This is a genomic window from Mesorhizobium sp. NPDC059054, from assembly GCF_042739215.1.
GTDB lineage: Bacteria > Pseudomonadota > Alphaproteobacteria > Rhizobiales > Rhizobiaceae > Mesorhizobium.
In genome coordinates, this window is the sequence record NZ_JBHYHV010000004.1 from 90,145 (window position 1) to 115,301 (window position 25,157).

Annotated in this window: 22 protein-coding genes; 9 read left to right on the forward strand and 13 right to left on the reverse strand. The window is 61.9% G+C overall.

The genetic code is table 11. From position 1 onward, the window contains the following. Positions 1-2,037 carry a GumC family protein gene (locus ACFWXH_RS17630; RefSeq protein ID WP_379122391.1) on the reverse strand — a complete coding sequence of 679 codons (2,037 nt, stop codon included), beginning with the start codon at positions 2,035-2,037 and terminating at the stop codon, positions 1-3. Positions 2,038-2,296: 259 nt separating this feature from the next. Here ACFWXH_RS17630 and ACFWXH_RS17635 point away from each other — a divergent pair, with 259 nt between their 5' ends. The 4 genes from ACFWXH_RS17635 (at position 2,297) to ACFWXH_RS17650 (ending at position 7,101) form a co-directional block, all read left to right on the forward strand. Next, positions 2,297-2,638: a VanZ family protein gene (locus ACFWXH_RS17635; protein WP_379122393.1), complete on the forward strand. Its 342-nt coding sequence runs from the start codon at positions 2,297-2,299 to the stop codon at positions 2,636-2,638. A gap of 128 nt (positions 2,639-2,766) precedes the next feature. After that, complete coding sequence (locus ACFWXH_RS17640; protein ID WP_379122395.1) at positions 2,767-3,663, forward strand: glycosyltransferase family 2 protein; 897 nt, start codon at positions 2,767-2,769, stop codon at positions 3,661-3,663. A 100-nt stretch (positions 3,664-3,763) separates the two neighbouring features. Beyond that, positions 3,764-5,278 (forward strand): lipopolysaccharide biosynthesis protein, encoded by a 1,515-nt coding sequence (locus tag ACFWXH_RS17645; protein ID WP_379122397.1) that lies wholly within the window; start codon positions 3,764-3,766, stop codon positions 5,276-5,278. Then, entirely contained in the window at positions 5,275-7,101 is a 1,827-nt protein-coding gene (locus ACFWXH_RS17650; RefSeq protein ID WP_379122399.1) for an alpha/beta hydrolase, read from the forward strand. The genes ACFWXH_RS17645 and ACFWXH_RS17650 overlap by 4 nt, the downstream gene beginning before the upstream one ends. 5 nt (positions 7,102-7,106) lie before the next feature. Here ACFWXH_RS17650 and ACFWXH_RS17655 read toward each other — a convergent pair whose 3' ends face one another. The 11 genes from ACFWXH_RS17655 to ACFWXH_RS17705 all read right to left on the reverse strand — a co-directional run bounded on the left by ACFWXH_RS17655 (position 7,107) and on the right by ACFWXH_RS17705 (position 18,805). Continuing rightward, positions 7,107-9,563: a glycoside hydrolase family 2 protein gene (locus tag ACFWXH_RS17655; protein WP_379122401.1), complete on the reverse strand. Its 2,457-nt coding sequence runs from the start codon at positions 9,561-9,563 to the stop codon at positions 7,107-7,109. Between the two features lie 8 nt (positions 9,564-9,571). Further along, positions 9,572-10,540 (reverse strand): DUF1839 family protein, encoded by a 969-nt coding sequence (locus ACFWXH_RS17660; RefSeq protein WP_379123281.1) that lies wholly within the window; start codon positions 10,538-10,540, stop codon positions 9,572-9,574. An 8-nt stretch (positions 10,541-10,548) separates the two neighbouring features. Further along, entirely contained in the window at positions 10,549-11,457 is a 909-nt protein-coding gene (locus ACFWXH_RS17665) for an amino acid--[acyl-carrier-protein] ligase (protein ID WP_379122403.1), read from the reverse strand. A gap of 3 nt (positions 11,458-11,460) precedes the next feature. Further along, positions 11,461-12,633 carry an acyl-CoA dehydrogenase family protein gene (locus ACFWXH_RS17670; protein ID WP_379122405.1) on the reverse strand — a complete coding sequence of 391 codons (1,173 nt, stop codon included), beginning with the start codon at positions 12,631-12,633 and terminating at the stop codon, positions 11,461-11,463. Beyond that, positions 12,630-12,893 carry an acyl carrier protein gene (locus ACFWXH_RS17675; protein ID WP_379122407.1) on the reverse strand — a complete coding sequence of 88 codons (264 nt, stop codon included), beginning with the start codon at positions 12,891-12,893 and terminating at the stop codon, positions 12,630-12,632. The genes ACFWXH_RS17670 and ACFWXH_RS17675 overlap by 4 nt, the downstream gene beginning before the upstream one ends. A 225-nt stretch (positions 12,894-13,118) precedes the next feature. Further along, positions 13,119-13,604, reverse strand: coding sequence for a hypothetical protein (locus tag ACFWXH_RS17680; RefSeq protein ID WP_379122409.1), 486 nt, complete (start codon positions 13,602-13,604; stop codon positions 13,119-13,121). A gap of 78 nt (positions 13,605-13,682) precedes the next feature. After that, positions 13,683-14,804, reverse strand: a complete 1,122-nt coding sequence (gene ugpC / locus ACFWXH_RS17685) for a sn-glycerol-3-phosphate ABC transporter ATP-binding protein UgpC (protein WP_379122411.1) — start codon at positions 14,802-14,804, stop codon at positions 13,683-13,685. 13 nt (positions 14,805-14,817) lie between these two features. After that, entirely contained in the window at positions 14,818-15,714 is an 897-nt protein-coding gene (ugpE, locus tag ACFWXH_RS17690; RefSeq protein WP_379122413.1) for a sn-glycerol-3-phosphate ABC transporter permease UgpE, read from the reverse strand. Between the two features lie 15 nt (positions 15,715-15,729). Beyond that, positions 15,730-16,614, reverse strand: a complete 885-nt coding sequence (locus tag ACFWXH_RS17695) for an ABC transporter permease subunit (protein ID WP_054313685.1) — start codon at positions 16,612-16,614, stop codon at positions 15,730-15,732. Positions 16,615-16,794: 180 nt separating this feature from the next. Then, on the reverse strand, positions 16,795-18,126 hold the full coding sequence (locus tag ACFWXH_RS17700; protein ID WP_379122415.1) for an extracellular solute-binding protein: 1,332 nt from the start codon (positions 18,124-18,126) through the stop codon (positions 16,795-16,797). Between the two features lie 301 nt (positions 18,127-18,427). After that, positions 18,428-18,805: a hypothetical protein gene (locus ACFWXH_RS17705; protein WP_379122417.1), complete on the reverse strand. Its 378-nt coding sequence runs from the start codon at positions 18,803-18,805 to the stop codon at positions 18,428-18,430. 246 nt (positions 18,806-19,051) lie between these two features. Here ACFWXH_RS17705 and ACFWXH_RS17710 point away from each other — a divergent pair, with 246 nt between their 5' ends. Beyond that, positions 19,052-19,975: a sugar phosphate isomerase/epimerase family protein gene (locus ACFWXH_RS17710; protein ID WP_379122419.1), complete on the forward strand. Its 924-nt coding sequence runs from the start codon at positions 19,052-19,054 to the stop codon at positions 19,973-19,975. A 254-nt stretch (positions 19,976-20,229) separates the two neighbouring features. Here ACFWXH_RS17710 and ACFWXH_RS17715 read toward each other — a convergent pair whose 3' ends face one another. Then, a complete protein-coding gene (locus ACFWXH_RS17715; protein WP_379122421.1) occupies positions 20,230-20,532 on the reverse strand; it encodes a hypothetical protein in 303 nt (100 codons plus the stop codon). 341 nt (positions 20,533-20,873) lie between these two features. Between ACFWXH_RS17715 and ACFWXH_RS17720 the strand changes: the two genes are divergently transcribed. The 4 genes from ACFWXH_RS17720 (at position 20,874) to ACFWXH_RS17735 (ending at position 25,145) form a co-directional block, all read left to right on the forward strand. After that, positions 20,874-21,878 carry a LacI family DNA-binding transcriptional regulator gene (locus ACFWXH_RS17720; RefSeq protein WP_379122423.1) on the forward strand — a complete coding sequence of 335 codons (1,005 nt, stop codon included), beginning with the start codon at positions 20,874-20,876 and terminating at the stop codon, positions 21,876-21,878. 59 nt (positions 21,879-21,937) lie between these two features. Then, positions 21,938-23,305: an ABC transporter substrate-binding protein gene (locus tag ACFWXH_RS17725; RefSeq protein ID WP_379122425.1), complete on the forward strand. Its 1,368-nt coding sequence runs from the start codon at positions 21,938-21,940 to the stop codon at positions 23,303-23,305. Positions 23,306-23,380: 75 nt separating this feature from the next. Further along, a complete protein-coding gene (locus ACFWXH_RS17730) occupies positions 23,381-24,307 on the forward strand; it encodes a carbohydrate ABC transporter permease (protein WP_379122427.1) in 927 nt (308 codons plus the stop codon). Then, entirely contained in the window at positions 24,300-25,145 is an 846-nt protein-coding gene (locus ACFWXH_RS17735) for a carbohydrate ABC transporter permease (RefSeq protein ID WP_379122429.1), read from the forward strand. Before ACFWXH_RS17730 ends, ACFWXH_RS17735 begins: the two co-directional genes overlap by 8 nt. Positions 25,146-25,157: the final 12 nt, after the last annotated feature.

The window sequence follows — 25,157 nt, forward strand, 5'->3', positions numbered from 1 at the left end:
TCAGCGATCATGCGGCTTTCCGACCACGATGTTGCCGATCAGCTTTTCGCGCCACGGCTCGATCTCGTTGATCAACAGCGCCAGATCATTCTTGTGCGTCGAACCGATCTCGGACTGCAGGATGATACCGTCTGCAAATTTGAGCAGCACCGGCAACAGTTCCTGAGCTTCGGTGCCACAGGCGTCGACCACAAAGAAAGCAGATACCTTGCCGGAATGCTCAAGATCCGAGGCCAGGGAAAGCAAAGCACTGGAACGCTTCGCGTTGTCGCCGACGCGCTCGTAGAGCAGCGCATCCTTCAAGGGATGCCGACCGGCGTGTTCGCTATGACCATTTGGCCGCCGAACCCTCGTTTCGGAACGCAACGTGCCGTTGAATAGATAGACGTCTTCGCCGAGACCGTAGAGCTGACGGGCAATCCCCGGTGCGGCGTGCTCGCTGACCATTGTCGGATCAGCTGCTGCGACCACCACGACGGTCGGCAGGCCGTCGGAGCGGCGAAGCCCTATCAGGTGATTGACCCGGGCGAGCCCCATTTCCGGTATCTGCTGGCCTTCCAGCTCGATTGGCGGATCGCCCGCGCGCCGCAATCTGAAGACCCGCGTCAATCGCTGGCGCCATCCCGGCTTGCCGCTGTCCACAAGACGCGCGACGGTCCGCAGTACCGGAACACCGGTCGTCGCGACCAGCTCGCGCTCCGAACGAACCGCGCCGCTGATCGCATCGCGCAATACCGCCAGAACGGATCCAGCCGCAGTGCCGAAAAGCAAGGCAGCGATCAGCACCAGGCCTTTCGGCGCCTGGACCGGCCGTGGAGAGGCAATGGCGGTGGAAATGATGCGCGAGGATCCCTTGCCGATGTTCTGCCGGCTGACGAGGTCTTCCGAACGCGTCAGGAACGATTGGTATACAGCATTGATCGAGGCGGCCTCGTTCTCCAGCTGCGCCAGCTTGATACGGGCCTCGCCTTTCTCGCTGTTCATTTCAGCCAGCGCATCGAAACGCGTCTGCAATGAATTGAGATTGGCTCTTGCTCGATCGGCATTGGCTTGCGCGGTCTTGCGGATGCGATCGAGTTCGTTCTCGATCGACGTGCGCATGGAGGCGATCTGCGAATGCACGGCGCGCATTTGCGGATGCTCCGCGCCCAGACTGGTAGCGACCTCAGCCTGTTTGTCGAGCAATTGCGCGTAGCGGCTGCGCAAGTCGATCAATATCGGCGACTGCAGCGCTTCGGCAATGGCCCCGGTCTCGACATTGGAGATATTGAGCTGATTGGCCTGGTCGGCGATGGCTTTCTGTTGCTCGGCCGCTTGCCGCGCCGTAAGCAGTTGCTGGTTGAGGCCTGCAAGTTGCTGGTCCGTCATCAGACCCTGCTGGCCGGCCGTGATCAGACCGTTCTCGGTTCGGAATTTCTCGGCTTCGGCCAGGGCGTCGAGCAGGCGCCGGCGCAGCGTCTCCGTCTGCGCCTGCAGGGCTGTGTTGGCCCGCTGTTCCGCATCGGTCTGCGATTGATCCGAACTGTTGAGATAGGTTTCAGCGACCGCGTTGGCGATCTTGGCGGCCATTTCGCTGTCGCGGTGCTTCATGGTGATCGAGAGCACCAGGGAATCTCCGGCCTGCTCGACACTGAGGTTTTTGGCCAGTGCGTCGACAACGGCATCCGTGCGATCGCCGCTCGCCGCCGGCGAGCCACCGCCGAACAGGCGCTGGCGCAATCCGCCACCGCTGGCGGCGAGGTAGGGGTCATCGGTCAATTTGAGGTTTCTGACGACGTCACGCAGCATCTCGCGCGACTGCAGCACATAGATCTGACTGCCGACCGTCTGCTGCGTGCTTACCTGCGCCTCGCCTGGATTGCCACCGGACGCGCCGCCGCGACTGGGATCCAGCAGGATTTCGGCCGTGGAGCGATAATAGGATTTCTGTGTGGCCAGAAAGACCACCGCAAGTCCCAAACACAGGAGCGCCGTCAGCACGACATAGTGCCAGCGGCGTTTGAGAACCCCAGGCAGTTGAAAGATATCTATGTCCATGGTGCCCCGAGATAAAAGTCGTAATGCCTGAGCCTGGGCAGGCGGCACGACCTAACCCCCATTTTGCCTCGACGCGAACTGCCGCGTGCAAATTGGCGTATCTCGACTCTTCCAATTTATGGTTAAAAAACCCCTAAATTGGCCGCTTGAACCTTCGCCTACCACCCAATAGGTAAAAATTCTCTTCACCAATAGCATCCCTTGAGCAGCGACAAAAGGCGTGCTTCAAACCGCCAGAATCCGGCACTAATTACGCGCAATGATTCTTGTTTCACGCCTCGCGTCGATCTTCCTTCTGGCTTTGATCGTCTTCGCCACCCTTTCGCCGATTGGGTTGAGGCCGCATGTCGGCGATCCCAATTTCGAGCGCGCGGCGGCCTATCTGTTGCTGGGTGCAGCGCTTTCGCTGAGTTTCCCGCGGCATGTGATGCGCGTGGCCTTCTTCGTCGTGGGCATAGCCGCTGTTCTGGAATCGCTTCAATTGATCGATCCCGGTCGGCATGGGCGGATCGAAGACATGCTCATCAAAGCCGTAGCTGGTCTCATCGGCGTCGCGGTGATCGCGCTCGCCGGCAGGCTGCTCCGCCGCGCGCCATCGTGAAGCCAATGAAACAATGCGGCCTTTACCGGCTGGTTTTCACGGCAATTTAACGCGTCGAAGTCAGGGTAGACCCGTATTTTGGACGGGATCGGGCCCGCATCCGCAATCTCGCTGCAGACAGGGCAAGCATGTCCCGGAATGGTCCGGAAATCGAGACCTCCATGGTCGTCGCCACACTCGGCCGTTCGCACGAGTTGGATGGGCTGCTGCGCTCGCTGGCGGCTCAAGGCCGCAATGACTTCGAGTTGATCATCGTCGATCAGAACCCCGACGATCGGCTGGCGCCGGTTCTGGCCGGCTTCGCGGGGTCGATCACCATCATTCACCTGCATACCGACAGGAAGGGGGTCTGCCGCGCACGCAATCTCGGTGCAGCGCAGGCCCGTGGTCATTGGCTGGTCTTTCCGGACGATGACTGCTGGTATCCCGCGGATTTCCTCGCGCGCATCGACGCTCTCAAGAAAACTCATCCGGCTGATTTCTACAGCGGTCGCGCCACCGATACGCAAGGTCAGACCATCATGGGCGATTTCGCCGCCGAGGCGATGCCGATCGAGCGCGCGACGATCTGGACGACACTGATTGAATGGATGCTGGTGGTGAAAAAGTCGGACTTCGATGCCGCAGGCGGCTTCGACGTCGCCATCGGCCCCGGTTCCGGCACACCCTGGGGTGCCTATGAGATCCAGGACCTGGCGCTGAAGCTTTTGTCCGCCGGACGAAAGGGGTGGTATGATCCTGCCCTTACCGGCCATCATCCGGAGGATCGCTCTGACCAGACCACAGCCGCGGCGGTCGCCAAGATACGCGTCTATTCCACAGGCCTCGGCTATGTCATGCGCAAGCACGGTTTTCGTTTCAGCGACTACCTGCCCCGGCTGCTGCGCCCCTTGGCCGGCATCGTCATCTATGCGCTTTCCGGCAAACCTGGCATGGCACGCCGCTCCTGGAACATCTTCGTTGGCCGCTGGGTCAGCTGGCGCACCGCGCCGGGTCCTGCCGCTCACGGCGCTTCGGCTTCCTGAGGCCGTTTAAGGTGCGCGCGAATCCCTTTCCGTCTAAGGTGAGGCTAGGATCGGTGTGCGGCGCACCATGGTTGCGGGGGACCATTTGAGCAGAAGCATCATGTCGAATTCGCTGATCAATGCGGCGGCAGGCATGCTGCTCTTGATCACCGGCTTCGCTTGCTCCGTCATCGTTGCACGCTTGCTCGGCCCTGCCGCCAACGGCACTGTCGCCTTCGCGCTGTGGGTGGCAGCCACCGGCTCGCTGGTGGCGGAACTCGGCACCGGCATCCTGCTTCTGAGGCTTTTGCCGCAATTGAAAACGAAGGGGGCCGATGCGCAAGAGCGGCGTGGCTTTGCCGCCTATCTGGCTTTGCCCGTCTTCGTCGCCACGACATTGCTCACCGCGCTGTACGCCCTGTTCTGCTGGAAGGGCGGCGGCATAGCGTGGACCGACAGCACGGCCAGTGTCGCGGCGCTGACCGCCGTGTTGCTGTTCATTCAGTCGATCGGTTCCTTCACCAAGAACTATCTGATCGGCGAAAAGCGGCTCGGCACGTTCTTTATCTTCACCGCCATCACATCGGCGCTGCAACTCGGCATAGTCCTGGTCGGCGCGCTGATGGCCGGTACCGAGGGCGCGCTGCTCGGCTATATAGCGGGCCAGTCCGTTTTCTTCCTCTACACGCTGGGCATCCTGTCGACACGGCGCAACAAGGCCGGCCACAGTGCGCGTGCGCTTGCCGCGACCTCGCTGCTGCTGTTCTTCGAATTCGTCATCACCGCCGTGTTCCTCACCAGGCCGGAGCTGGTTTTCCTGCAGCATTTTCGCGACTCGCAGGACGTCGGCTATTATGCGGTCGCGCTGTCTCTGGCCAATCTCGCCCTGCAGCTTCCCGTGCAACTGACCGGCAGCCTGATCCCGTTTTATGCCGAGCGGCATGAAGCCAACGAAGGCGCGGCAGCCACTGACCTGTTCGCGGCCGTCGTGCGGTCCTTCTCCTACATCACCTTTCCGCTCTGCTTCGGCCTTGCCGCGGTCGCATCGCCTCTGGTCGTCACAGTCTTCGGCGCCGCCTTCGAACCGGCTGGCGCGGTGGTCGCCATCCTCGCCATCGGCTCACCAGCCTATGTCTTCATTCAGCTCACCACCCAGTACCTCTATTCCAAGGACAAGGTGAAGGACCGCCTGGTGATCAGCAGCATCGGCGCTGTGCTCATGGTGATTGGCTGTCTGGTTGCGGTGCCTTTGTGGGGCATCGTCGGAGCCTCGAGTGTCCGTGGTCTCGTCTTCCTGGCAATGAGCGCGCTTCTGGTCAGCCATATCAAGCTGGAGAGCGGAGCAGGCAAGCTGATTGTCGTCGTGATCAAGGTGGCTCTTGCCGCCGTTGCCTGCGGCATAGTCGCCTTGATGGTCACGCGCGTCATGCATGGCGTGCCCGCCATAGTCGCCGGCATCGCTGCTGGCGCGCTCGCCTACGCTCTTGTGTTGCGCCTGCTGGCGGCAATACCGCCAGAGGACGCCACCGTGATCGATGGCTTGCAATCGCGTCTCCCGTCAGGCATCGGGCGCGTTTCACGCCTGCTCTTCGGCCTGATCGCCCCATTGCCTTCCGCCTCGCAGGCTTCGAAATGACCGCTCATTCTGCTTCCCGCCCATCCGGCGATGTGGCTGCGGTGCTCGGGTCCAAGGCACAAAGACAGGTTGCAGCCGCGCGCCCGGTCACGTTTTCGGATACTGTCGGACTTTATGCGGATTCGGCACCCGGTTCCGAGCTTCGCGACGGCGCGGTGCTCTTCCTCAGCCCATGGGGCTTCGAAGAGATGTGTACGCGCAAGCTCTGGCGCGACCTTGCCGATCGCCTGGCGGCATGCGGCATTCCCAGCCTGCGCTTCGACTATCCGGGCACCGGCGATGCGCTCGACCGGACGGACTTCGCGGACGGTCTCGCCATCTGGGAAAGCACCGCACTTGCCGCTGCCGCGGAATTGCGCCGCCTTTCCGGGGCAACCCGGCTCGTCCTGATCGGCCATGGCTTTGGAGCGACGCTGGCCGCCACCGTGGCTCCAAGGCTCGAAGTCGTCGATGCGATCGTCCTGATGGCGCCGGTTGTCAGCGGGCGGTTCTATCTGCGTGAGTTGGCCGCCTGGTCGAAGATGGTGGACGAAGGCCTGGGGCTTCGGGATGACCAGCGCATCACCGATCATGTCGCCGTTGCAGGCCTGATCATGCCCGACGAGATCGCCGCCGAGGTCAAGACGCTCAACATCGAGACATTGCCCGCCCTGCCCGCCAGCCAGGTGTTGATGGTGGAACGGCCGGCGCGAGACAAGGACGTCGCGCTCTCGGCACATTTGGCGGCGCTGGGCGCGGACGTCACCCGCCTGCCTTATCTCGGCTACGACGACCTGGTTTCCAACCCCACAATCGCCAAGCAACCGCTCGAGGTTACCGGACAGGTCGTTGAATGGGTCTCTGAGGCGACCGCGCGATCGGAAAGCAGAAAGGTGCAGACCCCGGAAGTGCCGGTTGCAGCGCGGCTGGAAGGTCCCGGTTTCGTCGAGACACCGCTGCGCTTCGGCGCCGATGATCGCCTTTTCGGCATTCTCTGCCAGCCGCGCGGTCAAAAGCGAGGCGCCACGGTGGTCTATCTCGGCACCGCCAATGACCGGCTGGCCGGCTGGGCACGGATGACGACCGAGACCGCCCGTTACCTAGCCGCCAAAGGCGTCGCCTCGTTGCGTTTCGACGCGGCCAATGTCGGGGACAGCCCCCCTGTCATCGGGGCGCCCGAGCAGGTGCTCTACACCGATCATCAGATCGACGACGTCATGGCCGCCATCGACCTGCTTGACGGGCTGGCGCTCGGCGTGGCGATGCTCGCCGGTCGTTGCAGCGGCGCCTATCTCGCCTTCCGCAGCGCCGTCGCGGACGAACGCTGCAAAGCGGCGGTGGCCGTCAATCCTTTCACCTTTGTCTGGGACAAGGACGACGTGGTGGACGACGCCTTGCGCTACAATGCCCGCTCGCTCGAGGACTACGGCCGGCGCATGGTCAGCATCGACACGTTGCGGCGCCTGCGCGCAGGCCGCGTCAACATACGTTATGCGACGGCCAACATCGCCAAGCAGCTCGCCAACCATTTCGCTGGCAAGATGCCGGCCATGCTGGCGCCGCTATCGAAATATGCGCGCCTGAAGGAAGCAACCTACGCATCGTTCAAGCGGCTCACCGAACGACACATGCCGCTGACGCTGATCTACAGCGCCAACGATATCGGCCTCGACCGCTTCCGTTTCTATCTCGGCAGGAATGGCGAAAATCTGAAGCGCTACGCCAATGTCTCGGTCGAGATCATTCCCGACGCCGATCACAACATCTCTCCGCCGGCAGCCAAGGCGATCGTGCGCGAGCAGATCCTGGCCGCGGCACTGAAAGCAGGCGAACCCGGGCAGTAGCCTGGTCAGAACCGTGCGGTTGCCCTTGCATTCAACGCGCTGACTTCGCCACTCGGCTTTCCGCCATTGCCAAGCGCAACCAGCCGCACGACCTTCGTTTCCCCCGGTGCCAGATGGAACCAGTTGTCCGAAGGGCGGAAACCGGGCGCATCGATATGGACCGACTGAGCCAGACGATCGACGCAGAGCGCCAGCGACCAGCCTCCCTCGTCTTCGGAAAGCTCCGCCGTGACGACAGCCTCAGTCAACGCTTCAGCTCGGCCGAGCGGAAAATGAAACGCCTCCGCCACAAGGTTCTGATTGCCGGCGTCCTTCAGCCGGGCGACCGTCACATTGTGCGCCGAGGGACCGAAACGGAAAGCATAGGCGGTATCGAAAAAGGCACCGAACAGATCCGTGGCCGGCAAGGTGATACCCTGACGGGCAGGAACGGTGACCGGCCGTGCGCCACGCACCACGGGCTGCATGCCGTCGCGCAGGCAGGCAAGCTCGACAATCAAATGGCGTTCATCATCGGCATCGTTGACGACATGCACGTCGACACCGTTCGTGCCTTCATCCGTCAGCATGATCTGGATCGGACGGAAGGCGCGCTTCAGCGCGTACCAGGCCGGCTTCGGCATGCCCGTCGCATCGACCACGCCCCAACCGGCCCCCGGTAACAGATCCTGGAACGTCCAGACCAGCGCACCGTTGCAGGCGGAGCCCGGCCGCCGCCATTCGGCGAAGGTCGCCTCCATGATTTCGCCCGTCACGGCGCGCGACAGGTCGAGATACCGGACAGGATCCTCGCGACGCAGTCGCACCGGATCGCCGCTATGGAGCAGCGCCAGATAATGCTCGCGAACGTCCTCGAAATCCCATGACGCGCCACGGTCGCGTGGCACGCGCGCTTTCCAGCGCGGGTCGTGCACAGCCGGCACAGGCAAGGCGTTGTCGAGTAAGGCCTGCTCCGGCACATTGGCGAAGGCCAGGCTCTCCGCGGCAAAACGCACACCGGCGCGGCGGGCATCTTCCAGCGGCCGGCAATAGGCACCGACGCCGTAATAGTGGGTCACGCCCTCATTGGGCGAGAACGGCATCGCCCCGCCGCTCGGACTGTTCGGAACATAAGGCACGTCCGGTCTGATCGCGGCGGCAATGCCGGGCAGCAACTCGTCCGTCAGCGGGCCCGACCATGAGGTTGGCGGCAGTCCAAGCATGGCCGCCTGCTGCGCTATCTCGCTGCCGCCACACAATACCGCCAGCGATGGTGAAGCTGAAATGCCGTGCAGGAACTGTTCCGCTTCCATCCGCACCACTGCCGCGAAATCGGCATCGGCAATCGGATAGTCGAAATTGGCGAACATGAAATCCTGCCAGACCATGATGCCGAGCTCATCGCAGAGCGCGAAGAATTCAGGCGTCTCGTAGACCATGGTTCCGCCGACGCGGAGCATGTTCATGCCCGCATCGGCGGCGAGTTCGAGCAGCGGCGCATAGCGGTCCCGCCCGCCCGGCAGGTCGACGATATCGGCACTGGTCCAGGCCGCTCCGCGGCAGAAGACACGCACACCATTCACGATCAACGCGAAATCCCGCCCATCGTGCCCGCGGTCGGCACGAATGCGACGGAAACCAGTCCGGCCCAGCACGTGGCGCTTGTCACCCACCCGAAGCTCGACATCGTGCAGGGCTGGCGTGCCGTGCGTGCGCGGCCACCAGACGGCAACGTCCGGAATCGAAAGACGGCCCTCGAAGCGCCCATCCTTTCCGGACAGCACAATCTCGCGACCGGCACAGCCTATCTTGATCGGATCAGCCAATCCCGGCGCGGCAAAGCTCACCGCGAGTTGCCCGGTTCCATCCTCGTCCAGCGTCGCCATGATGCGAACGTCACGGGCAAGCATTCGCTCTGGCCTTGCCAGCCGGATCGGGCGATAGGGCCCGGCGGCATGGATTTCCGGGCACCAGCCAGGCATGTAGCCAAGCACGGTGGTACGCACCAGCCGCAACCCCGGCGGCGTGATCATCTGCGGCCGCCAGCGCGCCCGCGGGCCACGCTTGTCGAGGTGTGGCGCAAGCGCCCGGAAGCAGATTGCCAGCCGGTCGTTCCCGGCCAAGGTGACAGCCAGCTCATGCCCGGCAAACATCGAACTGGACGTTTTTACCAGCTCACCATTCCAGTAGATTTCCGCGATCGTCGCCAGCCCATCGAAGTGGAGCGTGGCCGGGCCGGGTGCCTCTTCCGCCAGATCGAGAAAATACCAGGCATCCGATGTGTTCAGCGGCCGCGGTGCCGTGCGGTCGAACTGGCCGGCGCGTTCCAATGCGCCTGCAACAGTGCCAGGCACAGGTGCCTCGACAGCCGGGAAAGCCCCGGCATCCAAAGGCGGCGGACCCCAGGTTCCGGGAGGCGTCAACGCCATCCGCCAGCCCTGATCCAGGCGACGATCGCCATGGGCTGGAGTGTCTGCGCTCATAACGTCGCTCAGCCGAGCCTGCCGGCCAGGCCGCGCATCAGGGCGTCCCAGGCTTCGATAGCCGGATCGAGGGCGGCCGCCAGCGGTTCGAACTTGCGCCGTGCCACGGCACGCGCCACCTGGAACTGCGTCGCCTTGGCGACTTCGGAAATGCGCCGCGCGTGCCCGGCAGCTTCAGCCAGCGAGCCGTCGGAACGCAGCCAATCGAGATGGCTGGCGGCCAGTTCGAAATTGGCGCCGAGCTGGCGCAGCGTGTTGAACGCATATTTGTGGAAGAAATCGAACGGCCGCTCCGCCACTTTTTCGACCTGGCCGGGAAACGCCTTGGCAAAGGCCGCCACCGGATTGGCGGCCGGCCGGCGCGCGAAATGCTGTCTTGCCAACCGCTCGGCATGCGAATGCAGGTGATCGTGCGCGGGTCGTTGCGCCGGGAACCTGGCGAATTCCGTGTAGGGCAGGAACGGCAGTTCCTCCGGCCCGTCCTTCATGTGGAACAAGCCGTCGAAATCATCGCCCTCCAGCCGGAAGAAACCGGCATTGTGGAAATAGTCGATGCTGCGGCCGGCAGGATCGAGACGATTGATCGCAACCGTCGTCTTGCCATGCTCGTTCTGGTAGCCGACACCATGCGTGTCGGGCATGTAGAAACTGTCCATCTCGACCAGGCACAGCCGGCCACGTGTCAGTTGTTCCGCGACATGCGCCTCGACCCGGTCATAGATGGCAAGTTCCGTGCAACGGATGCCGTACAGCGCCTCGAGGTCTTCAAGCGGCACCTTGAAGAAGGTGAACTGGTCGCCCTCGAAATCCTGCGTCAGCGTGAAACCGAGCATCGCTTCCGGTTCACTGCCAAAGACATGCAGCGTCTCGATCCACAGATCGACGTAACAATTGGTTTCCGGCCACATGCGCTCCGGCTGGTGCAGCGCATGTGGTTTGTAGCTGGCGGGATCGAGCCCGGAAAAGACCGTCGGCAGCGCCAAGATCAGAACCCGAACGTCTTGCGAACCGGCGCCGGCCAGGCGTCGATATCCAGCCCGTGATGGTTGAGCAGCGCCAGTGCGATACGCTCCAGCCCGAAACCGACGCATGCGGAATGGGCGACACCACCATCGGCCGTGCTGATTTTCCAGTCCTTGCCGAAATGATCCTGATGATAATTGAAGCTCATGCAGGCCGTCGGCTTTGTGGTCGAGGTGATCGGGATCAGCAATTCGAACTTCAGGTTCTGGTCACGCTGGTTGTTCTTCATCATGCGTCCGGCGCGGCCGAAGAACGGATCGTTGGCGACGTCGATCTCGACAGGCAGGCCCACGGAGGCCATCAGTGCCTTGCCGCGCTCCATCCAGTCATTGCGGAACGCCATCACCTGTTCCGGCGTGCCCAGGCGCACATATTCGCGCATGCGGAAAAGCTGCATGCGGGCCGGGTCGTTGGATGGCTCGTGCCGGAAACAATAGGACTGCAGGTCGAACAGACCGCCATTCTCCGGCAACGGACCGCGCTTGGCCACAGTTGGGTAGAGCGGATAGCAGGCCGCAGGCGTCAGCACGATGTCGGTGCCTTCCTGGGTCTTCGTCCAGTCTTCGCCGGCCTCCATGCATTGCAGCAGATTCATGTGGTCGAGATCGTTTCCACAGAAAGAATGAATCGTGCCGGCAAGCTGCGGAAAGCTCTTCATGTAGCCGCTGCCCTCGAAATGCGCGCGGTTCATGCCGGGTGGAAAACGGATCGGCTCGGCGCCGTCGCCGCCGCCAGCCTTGTCGATCAGTGCCTCGAAACGGGTGATGATGTCCTCGAAGCGGCCGCTGCGGCCGTAAAGCCCTTCGACGCCGGTCGCGATGAGCAGGCCGGTTTCGAACAGCCTGTCGAGAAGCGAGGTTTGCTGGTCCATGGCTTACCCCATCAGGCTCGTGTCCTGCTTGTGCACCAGCAGGAGGTTCGACGTGTTACCGAGAATACGATCGTTGGAGATCATCAATTGCGCCGAATGCGCGTCGCGCAGGTGGCGGCCAAGGCTGTAGGGCGTGCCGTTCTTGTAGCCGAGGATGCCGCACACCAGCATGGCATGGTTGATGATGGTGAGGATCGTTTCGGAAGAGCCTATCTTGACGTTGTTCATCGCCACCGCGAAACCGATGGAAGACAACCGGTCGTGGTCGGCTTTTGCCGCCTCGAACTCGCGCAGGCCGGCGATGATGTTTGATTTCAGCAGTTGCAGCAGGCTGGAAGCCTCGGCCAGCCGCAATGCGCCGGGCGGCGGCGCACCGGGGCTCTTGCGGGCAGCCGCGCGCACGAAGCTCTGCGCGCGTGCCATGGCGTTGACGGCGATGCCGTACCAGACCGCGCTCCACAGAAGATGCGAGGTTGCCAGCATCGACTGCGCGGCGATCTCCGCAAACGGCTTCGGCAGGATTTGTGCGGCCGGCGCATCGCCCTTGAACAGGTAGCCGTCCGAGCAGGTGCCGCGCATGCCGAGCGTATCCCACACCTGGGTGCGTTCCAGCGTGTACTGATCCTTGGTGAACGCCGTCATCACCTGGTCGGTGGAGGCGGCCTCGGCATTGGCGCGCGAGGTGATCAGGATGGCGTCGGCATATTCGCCATAGGAAATGACGGTGGCGTCTTTCTCCAGATGGCAGTCGGCGCCGTTCACCTCGATGGCGCAGATGCTGTTGCGCAGATTGCCGCCAATGCCGCCTTCGGTGGTGGCGGAGGCCAGCAACAGCTGTTCGTCGGCGATGCGATGCATGAAGGCACGGTGCCAGTCACTCTCCGAACCGTGCGAGACCAGGCTGGAGAGCTTTATGTGGTGCATGGCGAACACCATCGCCGCCGAGGCGCAGGACTGGCCGATCAGCGAACAGATCTCGGCAACGTCCGATACCGTTGCGTCCTCACCGCCGAGCTCGCTGGGAATCTGGATGGAGAGCAGCCGTTCGAGCCGCAAGGCATCGACGGCCTCCCGGGGGAAACGGCTCTTGACGTCGACATCGTCGGCATGAGCGGCGGCGACTGCCGCCACGCGCCCGGCGCGTTCGGCAAGACCTGTACTGGCCGGCGCGTTCATTCTGCCGCCTGAGCCCCGCTGAGAATGCCCTGCACGGCGGTGGCGATCGCATCGACGCTCTGGAACGTCTTTCGGTTGAGCAACGAATCCGGGAATTCGAGGTCGAAGGCCTCTTCCAGAGCCAGCATGATCTGAACCGAGGCGAAGGAAGACAGGCCCGCTGCATAGAGATCGGACTGATCGCTGAGCGCCTCTATTCCGCCCGGCAAACCGCCGCGTGCGGCCAGAACCTCACGAATCTTCGCCTTTACATCGCTCACGATAGCCACCCTGCCCAACAAGGAACGTTCCGTCCTTGTCCTCTCTCTAGATCAGCGGCAATAAAATCGCATGAACGGGAATGGATAACAGCTTGTAAACCGCCCCTGTCCTGACGTTCACGCTAGCGCATCGGTCCGAAAATCGAAATCAATTTTCGGCAAAGCACGATGCGCAGCCTGAAAATATTGGAGCATCTTTCGCGCATCCAGATGGAGGGCAGCGCTCTAAATTACGAAGGACCAGAACAGGCAGGCAAGCGTCGCAGCCGCGAAAACAACCAGGAAAAGGCTGCGTAGGAGAACGTTGCGCCGCAGCTCGTTCATGACGAGATGACAACCAACGACAGCCGCGACGAACAGGAAACGCCAGTTCCACAGCGCCCACAGCGCACTGCTTTGTCCGAAAGCCCAGCGCGCCGCCAGCGAGCCGACGATGCTGGCAAACAGCACCACCACGGCCCAGACGACGATATCGGCGGCATTGAGCAGAACGATGCTCGCCGCGCGCAGAGGCAGCACCATCATCAGCATGGCCGAAAAGAAATACAGCGCCGCCAGCGGCAGGAAAGTCGTTGCATCCGCGATGTCATCCAGCCGCTTCACGCCGATCGCACCGAACGGATAACCATGTTGTGCGACAGCGAGGCTGAGTGCCATCAGCAAGGCCGAGAAGACGGCAACCAATGCAAATGAAGTGACGATCTTGCTCACGGCGTTTCCCTCACGAATCGGACGCGAGCAAGCCTAACGCCATGTCGTAAACCGCAAGTAAGCTCGAGCTGGGGCGCTTCAGGCACGGACCTGGATCGGCGCGGCTTTTTTCGTGCTGGCCGCTGGTGCCCTCGCCTCCTCCAGGCGCCGACCGCCATCGGCGTCGAACAACTGGATGTCCCGGGGATCGACCGAGAAGAAGAACGGCTGGCCCGACTGCAGCTCTTCATGCGTCGCGACATGGACGATCATTCCCTGCCCGCCGAATGAGCCATGCAGCAATTTGGCGATGCCGAGTTCTTCGGCAAAGTCGAAGCGTGCGGAAAGCGGACCCGAACCGAACTTCACCGCCTCCGCACGAAAACCGACGACCACCGGACCATGGCCGATCTCTGGCCATTGATTGCGGTCATAGGCAAGCTGCTGGCCATCCGGCAGCTTGATGACACCTTCGTCCGGATGGGCGGCGCCCTTCAGCAGATTGAGCCCGGGCGAACCGATGAAATTGGCGACATAGGTGGTTTCCGGCCGTCCATAGACCTCGCTTGGCGTGCCGACCTGCTCGATGCCACCCTTGTTCATCACCACGATGCGGTCGGCCAGGGTCATCGCCTCGACCTGATCATGCGTGACGAAGAGGGTGGTTGCGCCGAGACGCTGGTGCAGCTTGCGGATCTCGACACGCATGGCGACACGCAGCGTTGCATCCAGATTGGACAACGGCTCGTCATAAAGGAACACTTTCGGTTCGCGGATCATGGCGCGACCCATGGCCACGCGCTGTCGTTGGCCGCCGGAGAGCTGAGCCGGCTTGCGCTCGAGAAAATCGATCAGGCCGAGCGTCGCTGCTACTTTGTTGACGCGCTCGGTGCGTTCGGCCTTTGAAAGCCCGGCGATCTTCAGCGAGTAGCCGATGTTCTTCGCCACCGACATATGCGGATAGAGCGCATAATTCTGGAACACCATGGCGCAACCGCGTTCGCGCGGCTCCAGTTTGTTGACCACGCGTCCAGCAATCGCGACCTCGCCGGAGGTGATCGTTTCCAGGCCGGCCACCATGCGCAGCAGCGTGGACTTGCCGCAGCCGGAGGGACCGAGAATGACGATCAGCTCGCCGCTGGCAACGTCGAGGTTCACGCCGTGCACGACCTCGTTCTTGGCGTAGGATTTGCGCACATCGCGCAGGGTGATTTCGGCCATGGGATATCGTCCCTTATTTTTCAGTGGAGATGAGGCCGCGCACGAACCAGCGCTGCAGGAAGATGGTGACCAGCACCGGCGGGGTCAGCACGATCAGGTTGGCGGCCATGGCCACGTTCCAGATCGGCGGTTCGCCAAACACCGGTCCCGGCACGATCTTCTGGAGCTGCATGGTGGCGGTGGCAAAGTTCTGCTGATCGGTCACCACCAGGAGCGGCCACAGATACTGGTTCCACGACCAGACGAACATGATGGTGGCGAGTGCCGCCATGTTGGTCTTGGAAAGCGGCATCAGCACTTCGAGAAAGAAGCGGACCGGCCCCGAGCCATCCATCTTTGCGGCTTCGGTCAACTCGTCGGGAACGGTGAGGAAGAACTGGCGGTAGAGGAAGGTGCCGGTGGCGGTGGCGATCAGCGGCAGGATCAGGCCGGAATAGGAATTGAGCAGGTTCCATTCCGGCAGCCCGACCGAGATCCCGAACAGTTCGAAGATCGCCTTGAATGGTCTCAACGCATCCGCTGCCACCGCATAGGTCGGCACGATGCGTACTTCCAGCGGCAGCATCAGGGTGATGAAGATCAGCCAGAACATCACCATCCGGAGCTTGTAGCGGAAATAGACGATCGAGAAGGCGGAAAGAGCCGCGATGACGATCTTGCCGATGGTGACGCCGCCGGCCACGACGATCGAATTCAGCATCACCCGGCCGAAATTGCCGCGTTCCCAGGCGGTGGCCATGTTCTCGAGGAAATGGCCGCCAGGCATGAGCGGCATGGGCACCTGGTTCACCGTATGGAAGTCGTGGCTCGCCGCCACGAAGATGATCCAGAAAGGGATGAGCAGCGCCACAAGGCTGCCGATGAGCAGTGCGTGGGTGATGAAGTCGAGAACAGGGGTGCGTTCGATCACGGCTTGGCTCTCCGCTCAGCGATAGTGGACGCGCCGCTCGACGAAGCGGAACTGGATGAAGGTCAGCGCGATCACAAGCACCATCAGCACGATCGATTGCGCGGCGGCGAGCGAGTAGTCCTTGCCCTGGAAGCCATCGGTATAGATCTTGTAGACCATCAGTTCGGTCGCCCTCGCCGGGCCACCGGACGTGGTGATGTCGACGATGCCGAAGCTGTCGACGAAACTGTCGGTGATGTTGATCACGATCAGGAAGAACAGCGTCGGCGTGATCAACGGCAGCTGGATGTCCCGCATGCGCTGCAGCACGCTTGCGCCGTCCATGGCGCCGGCTTCCGAGATCGTGCGCGGGATCGATTGCAAGGCCGCCAGGAAGAAGATGAAATTGTAGCCCACCATCTTCCAGCTTTGTGCCAGCACGATGAGGATGAAAGCATCATAACCGTTGAGCGCGGGGTTCCAGAGACCGGGAAAGGCGTGGTTGATGGCCGACACAAAGCCGGCGTCAGGCGAGAAGATGAAACGGAACGCCAGGCCGACCGCCGGCGCAGCCAATGCGTAAGGCAGGAAAAAGGTGAACTTGTAGACCTGGTGGCCGGGGAGCCGGCGGTCGACGAAGAGTGCAAGCAACGCTGCAATGGCGAGCGACAACACCGTTGCGGAAAAGGCGAAGGTCAATGAAACGCGCACCGAGTTCCAATATTTCGGATCCTCGAAGACGGTCATGAAGTTCTGCAGGCCGACCCACTGGTTGCTGCCGCCGAAAGGCGGTTCCAGCGTTACGGCCCAATAGAGCGCTTCGCCCGAGGGCCAGTAGAAGAAGACGAAGATGAGAAGCATCTGCGGAGCGATGAAGGCTGCCGCCAGCCACAGATTGGAGAAGGTGGCACGCTTTTCCATGCGGACGCTCCTTGCCTGTCATGTTTTATGAAAAGGGCGCCGCGGCTAGAGCGCCGCGCGTCCTGTTGGACGCACAAAGGACGCCCTAGCACCTTGATTTGGCGCATGACTCTTTCCGAAAATCGATTCCGATTTCTGGGTCATGCGCAAGCCGCGGCACCCTGGATATGTCGTCTCAGCTTATGGCAGCGCCACGCCCTTGTAGGTCTGCTCGTAGCGGCGCAGGATCTGGTTGCCGCGTTCGACGACCGTATCGATCGCAGCCTGCATGTCCTTCTGGCCGGTGAAGGCAGCTTCCAGTTCGGAGCGCAGTTCGGCGCGGATCGAGGTGAAGTTGCCGAGACGGATGCCGCGCGACAGCGGCGTGACGTCAGACGCGGTCAGCGAAGCGATCGCGATGTCGCGGTTGACCCGCTTCGGATCCTTGTAGAAGCCTTCCGACTTCAGGAGTTCATAGCCCTTGGTGGTGACCGGGATGTAGCCGGTATTTTCGGCGATGTACTTCTCACCCGTATCCGGAGCCGTGACGTATTTCAGGAAAGCAGCAGCGGCTTCGTATTCTTCCTTCGACTTGCCCTGCATGACCCACAGCGAGGCGCCGCCGACCATCGAGTTGGTGCGCTTGGCGGCATCGATCACCGGCATCATGGCGACGTCCCACTTCAGGTCCTTGGCCTGGGTGTTGTGCACGGTGCCGTGGTTGGCGATCGAGGTGATGGTGGCAGCGCAGGTGCCGTCGGCGAAGGCCTGGACGACGTCCTTGCCCATCTGCTTGGTCTGGATCTTGGCGTAACCGGCGTCGAGCCAGGACTTGAAGTCCTTCATGTGGTCGACGAAGGCGGTCTTGTTGAAGGCAAGTTCGGCACCGAGGCCACCATAGCCGTTGTCGAGCGTGGCAAGCGGAATGGAATTGGTCGCCGAGAATTGTTCGAGATCCATCCAGGAATCGAAGTCGAAGGCAAAGCCGCAGGGAACGCCGGCGGCCTTCATGGCCTTCAGGTCTTCGCCGAACTCTGCCCAGGTCTTCGGCGCCTCGGTCTTGCCGATCTTCGCGAAGGCTTCCTTGTTCCAATAGAAAACGGCGGTCGAGGAATTGTACGGGAACGACCACATCTCGCCCGTGGAGGTCGCGTAGTAGTTGGCGATGCCGGGGAAGTATGCCTTCCAGTCGATGTCGAGCTTGTATTCCTTGGCGAACTGGGTGGCCGGATAGATGGCGCCCGACAGCATGAAGTTCACGGTGCCGGCATCATAGATCTGCACGACCGTCGGATGCTGCTTGGAACGGTAGGCCGCGATGGTGTTCTGCTCGGCCTTGTCGTAGCCACCCTGCCCGGTGCAGACGGCTTCGTACTTGTCCTGCGACTGGTTGAACAGCTGGCAGTGCTTGGCCACCACTTCGCCGAGGTCGCCGGTGAGGCCGTACCAGAATTCGAATTTGGTGCGTTCGGCGGCATTGGCGCCACTGGCAAGGACGACGGCCGTCGTCGCGAGCAGGATCAATCGTTTCATTCGTCCTCTCCAGACAGGAAGGTTGCTGCGCGAGCGAAACGCCCGCTACGGCGCCTCCCCTAGAGAGATCACATGACAGCCGCGTTGTGGTTTCGTGATGAAATGACGACAATCCCCCGAAGATTGGACCTCGGCTTTGCTGGAGCAATCACGACGCGCGGCGCTCCAATGCATCGGCCCGAAAAGCGGAATGGAATTCGGAAAGCACGATGTGCAGCTCGAAAGTGTCAGAGCGTCCTTTGCACGCCCGAACAGGCACGGCGCTCTGACATCGACGCCGCCCAAACGCCTGGAGATGTCCCTAGACGCCGGCGTCGCGGATTTCGAAGACATTGCCGCCGCTGGTGACGAAGCGTCCACGCTCGCCGCGGCGCACGCTGTAGCACTTCTCGCCGCCGTCGCGGATCTCGCTCCACACGGTACACAGTTCGCCATCGCGGAGCGCCCATCGGCCCCTGTCGCCATGCCGGGTCGAATTGTCGCCCGAATTGTCAATCGTGATCTCGGCGGAGCCGTCGGGCGCCAATATCAGTGAGCCGCCGCGCCAGCCGCCATCTTCCCACCAGGCGATCGAGTGTCCGACCAATTCATTCTTCAATTCGGCCGATGTGAGATCGGCAGCGCCCGCTTCGCCGGCGACAAGCACCGAAGCGGCCAGGACTGCCGAATGCAAAGCCATGCGACGCATCGCTCGAATCCTCATCCATGACGATCAGATGACGATTCAATGACATTTGCCGGCTGCTGTCGAGCCTTGGTTGCAGCCCCCCGCAACCGGTTTTCCCCAGGCGGCGTCAGGGAAGTGTCATGTGCCGGTCAGATGCCGGACATGAAAGCGCGGCATTGTGTCGAACGGCCTGTCGAGCATCGCTCGGCCGAACCCCAGCCCGCAAATGCCCAGCCTGTCAATTGAAGGACCACGCTCATGTCAGCCGTCACCGGCACCGGAATCTCCGCCCACAAGCGCGCCAACGATCTCTCGGACTTCGCCGAGGAGCTCGACATGGTCGAGGAACTCGGCGTCGAAGCGATCGAACTGCCGACCTACGACATGGACATCGTCGTCGGCGGCAAGATCAGGAAATCGCAGCTCACCGCCTTGAAGCGCGCCTGCGCCGGTCGTGATGTCGTCTATTCCGTACACGGCCCCCTCGCCATCAACTTCATGGACGAGGCCTATCGGCTGCCGCGCCATTTCGAAGTGCTGCAGGCGTCTCTGGAAGTGGCGGCCGAGATCGGCGCCGAACATTATGTGATCCATTCCGGCCTGATGCCGATGCAGCAGGCCGACGGCGTCGAGGCCGGCTATCAGCGCCAGCGCGAATGGTTGGCCAAGAGTGGTGACATCGCCCGCCAGCACGGGTTGATCCTCTGCGTCGAGACCCTGTTTGCGGGATATGAAGGCAAGGGACTCGCCGCCTCGCCGTCACGACTGGCCACGGAACTTGGCGCGATCAACCATCCGAACGTCATGGCGACGCTCGATTTCAGCCACGCCTATTTGAAACTCGATTTCGACGGCCGTCGTGACGCGTTTGTCGAGGAGGTGAAGGCCTTGGCGCCCTACTCGCGCCATTTGCACGTTCATGACAGTTTCGGCCGCCAGGACGACATCTGGATGTTCACCGATGGCGAGCGCATGGCCTATGGTCATGGCGACCTTCACCTGCCGGTCGGCTGGGGCGATATCCCCTGGGACAGACTGATGACCGAATGCGAATTCCCGGACGGGGTGCTGTTCAACATCGAGTTGAAGGAGCGTTACTGGTACGCCGCCCAGGATACGGTCGACGCCACCCGGCAACTCGCTGAAAAAGCACGCTTCGTGCGCACCGCCGCTGCGGCTTGAGGTGCTGGAGCAATTCCAGGAAAAATGTGTAACGGTTTTCCGTCCGGAATTGCGTAAAAACAAAGAGTTAGAGCGTTTCCGCGTTTCCGTGAAAAACGGAAACGCTCTAGACTGAACTGATCGGAGATTGGCGCTCCAAGAAGCGTCTGCCTGGGTATCGGCAACGGCACCAATGGCGAATGGTGAGTGACGCCATTCGCCATTGCCCGTTTCGTACGGAAATTCTCGTCCAAATCAGCCAGGCATTCGAATGCCTAGTTTGCAGGCGCTGGCTGTGCCGGTTCCTGACTGCCGGTGGAGGCAGGCGGTTGCGCCGGCGTCTGGGCTTCCTGTTCAGGCGCTTGCGTCGGTTCGGCCGATGGCGTGTCGGGAGCCGGTGGCTGGGTGGGGGCAGTTGGCTCGCTGGGCTGTGCCGGCTGCTCGTTGGTCAGAACCTCGTCTGTCTTGGCTTTGATCTCGTCGGCGGTCTGCTGGCTGATGAACCCATAGTTGACGGCCAGGCCAACAACCAAGGCAACAATGATACCGATGATGGCGGTTTTCAGGTTTTTGGACATTGGAAGAGGCCTTTCGAAAGCCCACCGGCGACCGTATCAACAATCACCTGATGGTGCCCCTCCCACCGAACAGTAGCGTGCCTCAGCCTCCGGCGATGGTCAATCCTTGCGGAGAGGCGCAAGCACCGCAACAGGAAGCCAGGAGCTCATTGAGAGGCTGGGACGCCGTCAGAGGCAAATAAATGAACCAATCGGGCGTCCCCATGAACGGCGATTTGACCGCTACCCAGCCTGCAGGCCGCCGCACTCAGACTGCGTAAGTGCATCCGCCACGCGATGGGCAAATCTATCATTTTGTAAATCGATTTGCAAATCGATTTACAAAATGATAGCGCTAAGAAATGAGTACCATTGCGAAGGTTGCCGCGAAGGCTGGCGTGTCGCCGACTACGGTCTCGCATGTCATCAACCATGCTGACCGCGTGTCGAAATCGATGCGCGAGCGGGTCGAGGCGGCGATCCTGGAACTTGGCTACCGCCCAAACCCGCAGGCGCAGAGCCTGCGCACCGGGCGCACCAATCTCGTCGCGATGCTGATCCCCGACATTCGCAATCCGTTCTATCCGGAACTGGTGAAAACGGTGCAGTCGGAACTCGAGGCAGTCGGCCTCGACATGCTGATCTTCAACACCGACGTTCCAGGCGGCCACTCGCAGGATCATGGCCGGGAATATCTGCGCCAGATCAACAGCAAGCGGGTCGACGGACTGATCGTTGGCGATTTTGCGCTGCATGGCATGCATGATGCGTTGCTGCAGGTGGAAGCACCTGCGGTGTTCATCGGCAATCTGCCGAACCGTGCCGTCGACAGCATTCGCATCGACGATTTTGACGGCGGCTATCAGATGGGCGCCTATCTGGCCCGCAAGGGCCACCGTCGTGTCGCGCATGTGACCGGGCCATCCTTCTTCACCGAGGCGATGCAGCGCGCCGACGGGTTCGAGCAGGGGTTGCGCGACCATGGCGCCGAGCCTGATCCCGATTTGCGCTTCGAAGGCAGCTATCTGGCGCCATCCGGCCAGGCAGCGGCGCAATGGCTGCTCGAAACCTGTGGTGGCGCGCTGCCGTCGGTGATCTTCTTTGGCAATTATCTGATGGCCTCCGGAGCCATGGCGGAGTTCTACGACCGCGGCCTGCGCGTGCCCGATGATGTGAAGCTGTGCGTCTTCGGCGATCAGCTGCAGCTGGAATATGTGCGGCCACGCCTCACCCGTGTCGGCAGTGCGCCGGCCGAACTCGCCGGGCGGGCCGCGCGCATGCTGCTGGAGCGGCTGAGCGGCGCCTATGTCGGCGCGCCGCGCAGCGAAATCGTGCCCTGCTTCTTGAAGGAATTCGATACCGCATAAGCCGAGCCGGCGCGGGAGGAGAACTGCGCCGTCTCAATCCAAAAAAGGGAGGAACAAAGATGAGCGACAAACCGAAACTTTTCGTGCCGTCCAGCTGGTCCCGCCGGCGCTTCCTGCGCAACAGCGCGACCTTTGCCGCGGCCGGTGTCGCCAGCGGCGTCTCAGGCTTTCCTTTCATCAACAAGTTGCCGGTCCGGGCGCAGGATGCGCCGCTGAAATTCTGGCAGTTCTACGCACCCGGTGGCCAGGTGAAGCCACAGGTCGACTGGTTCGAAAAGATGGTGGCGGACTGGAACGACAGTCACGAGCAGAAGGTCGAGCTCGAGTTCGTCCCCAACAAGGAATATATCAACGGCCCGAAGCTGGCGACAGCCTTTGCCTCGGGGCAAGGGCCGGACATCTTCATCATCTCGCCGGGCGATTTCCTGCGTTACTACAATGGCGGCGTGCTGCAGGACCTGACGCCTTATATCGACGAAAAAGCCCGGGCCGATTTCCCCGAAAGCGTACTGGCCACCCGCATGGTCGACGGCAAGATCTACGGCCTGCCGATGGAGGTCGAGCCGATGGCCATGTATTATTCGGTCAAAGCCTTCGAAGACGCCGGGCTGAACGAAAATGATGTTCCCAAGACCTGGGATGAATTGCTGGAGCTCGGCAAGAAACTGACCACGCCGGAGCGTTATGGCCTGCTGTTCCAGACCGCGCCCGGCTATTATCAGAACTTCACCTGGTACCCCTTCCTCTGGCAGGGCGGCGGCGAGTTCCAGGGCGCGGACGGCAAGAGCGCCTTTGATTCACCCGCCACGGTGCAGGCGCTGAAATTCTGGCAGGACGCCATCAATTCGGGCGCCGCGCCCCGGCAGGTCTTGGGCAATGGCGCCAATGACAGCGTCGCCAATCTTGCCTCCGGCTACTGCGCCATCCAGAATGTCGGCATCTGGGCGATCGCGCAGTTGAAGAACAATGCCAAGGATTTTCCGTATGGCGTGTTCCGCCTGCCGACGCCTGCCAACGGCAAATACGTCACCGTCGGTGGCGGCTGGGCTTTTGTGGCCAATGCCAAGGGCAGGAACCCCGAGGCCGCCGGCCAGTTCTGTGCCTGGGCCCTGGCGTCGACCGAACAGGGCTCAGTCGATCGCGTCGCCACCTGGTGCACCGAGGCGAAGTCCGACATGCCGCCGCGCGACAGCGCGCTGAAAGCGCGCGAAGCGGCATTCGGCGAGGGCATGATCGGCAAATTCGCCAGGGATATCCATCCTGGTACGCGCGCCGAGCCGCGCGTGCCGCCAGAGGTCTACAAGATCATCTCCGACGCGATCCAGCAGACCATGCAGGGCGGCGCCGATCCGCAGGCCACGGCCTCCGCCGCCTCGCAGCAGCTGGATGCCTATCTGGCCTCCTATTCGGGCGCGCCGCTCCTTTGACATCCTCCCGGACGGCGAACGCAGCCCAGCCCCGCGGGGGGGGCGTTCGCCGGTTCGGAGCCGTTGCCTGGACCCATGACCACGACAGCCAAACCCAAATTCAAGCGCAGCCGCATTTCCGCCCGGCACCGGGAATGGATTGCCGGCTATCTGTTCGTGCTGCCCGACGCATTGGGGCTGCTCGTCTTCCTCGGCCTGCCGATGCTGCTGTCACTGGTGCTCGGCCTTTACGAGGTGGATGGTTTCGGCTCCTACCGTTTCGTCGGCATGGCCAACTACACCAAGATGATGTCGGACCGGCTGTTCTGGCAATCGGCCAAGGTAACAGCCCTCTATGCCGTCATGCTCGTCCCTCTGCTTTATGTCTGCGGACTGAGCCTGGCGCTGCTGGTGCAAAAGACCAACCGCTTCAACGGTGTTATCCGCTCGATGTTCTTCGCGCCGCACATGATCAGCCTCGTTGTCGTGGCGCTGGTCTGGCAGTTCCTGGTGGTCGACAAGATCGGCGTGCTTACCCGCCTGGTGTCGGCGCTGGGATTTGCCGGCATCTCGCTTCTGGGCGACCCCGATTTCGCGCTGTTCACGGTCGTGGCGGTCAGCGTCTGGTTCCTGATGGGCTATTACATGCTGATCTTTCTCGGCGGCCTGCAGGACATACCCGCGATGTATTACGAGGCGGCGACGATGGACGGCGCCGGGCCTTTTGCCCGCTTCTGGTACATCACCTTGCCGCTGCTGAAGCCGACCAGCTTCTTCGTCATCATGATCTCGATGGTGGCAGCGGTCGCCGGCAGCCAGGCCTTCGACATCATCTGGGTCATGACCTCCGGCGGCCCGGCAAATTCGACCTCCGTGCTGATCGTCTACATCTACCAGCAGGCCTTCGGTTTTGGCGCGTTCGGCTATGCGGCGGCGATGTCGTCGATCCTGGTCATCTCGTTGATGGTGCTGACCGGTCTGATGTTCCTGCTCACCCGCGGAGGTCGCTTCAGCTATGACTAAGAAGCCTTCGCTCTATTTCAGTGCCTCACAGGTCACCATGGTGCGGCTGGTCTGGATGACGGTCGCTGCGATCCTGGCGCTGATGATCATCTTCCCGCTTTTGTGGATGACCTCGATCTCGTTCAAGACGGCGCAGGACGCGTTTTCACCGACACTGTTGCCCGCATCGCCGACATTCGGGAATTTCACCTATGTGATCACCGAAGTCCCGTTCGTCCGCTACATGGCAAACAGTCTTTTTGTCTCCGCCACCGTCACGGTGGTGGCGCTGTTCTTCCATTCCATGGCGGGCTATGCGCTCGCGCGGCTGCGTTTTCCGGGCCGTGAGCTGATCTTCCTCGCCATCTTTTCGACGCTGCTGGTATCGCTGCCGGTCATCATCGTGCCGCTGTTCATCATCGTGCGCGCCATGGGCATGCTCAACACTTATGCGGGCATCATCGTGCCGTCGATCTTCAACGCCTTCGGCATCTTCCTGCTGCGCCAATATTATCTCTCGCTCCCGCGTGAGATCGAGGAGGCGGCGGTGATCGACGGCGCCGGCTACTGGCGCATCTACTGGAGCGTGATCCTGCCGCTGTCGAAGCCCATCCTCGCGGCGCTGGCGATCCTGTTCTTCCTGGCCAACTGGAATGCCTTCCTATGGCCGCTGACGGTGGCTTCCGACCAGGATCTCTGGGTGGTGCAGGTCGGCATCGCCAACTTCAAAAGCGAATATTCCGCTGCCTGGAACTACATGATGGCTGCGTCGACCATCATCGCCATCCCCACCCTCGTGCTGTTCCTGATCTTCCAGCGGCAGATCATGGACTCGATCAAGACGAGCGGCCTGAAATGACCGCGAACAATG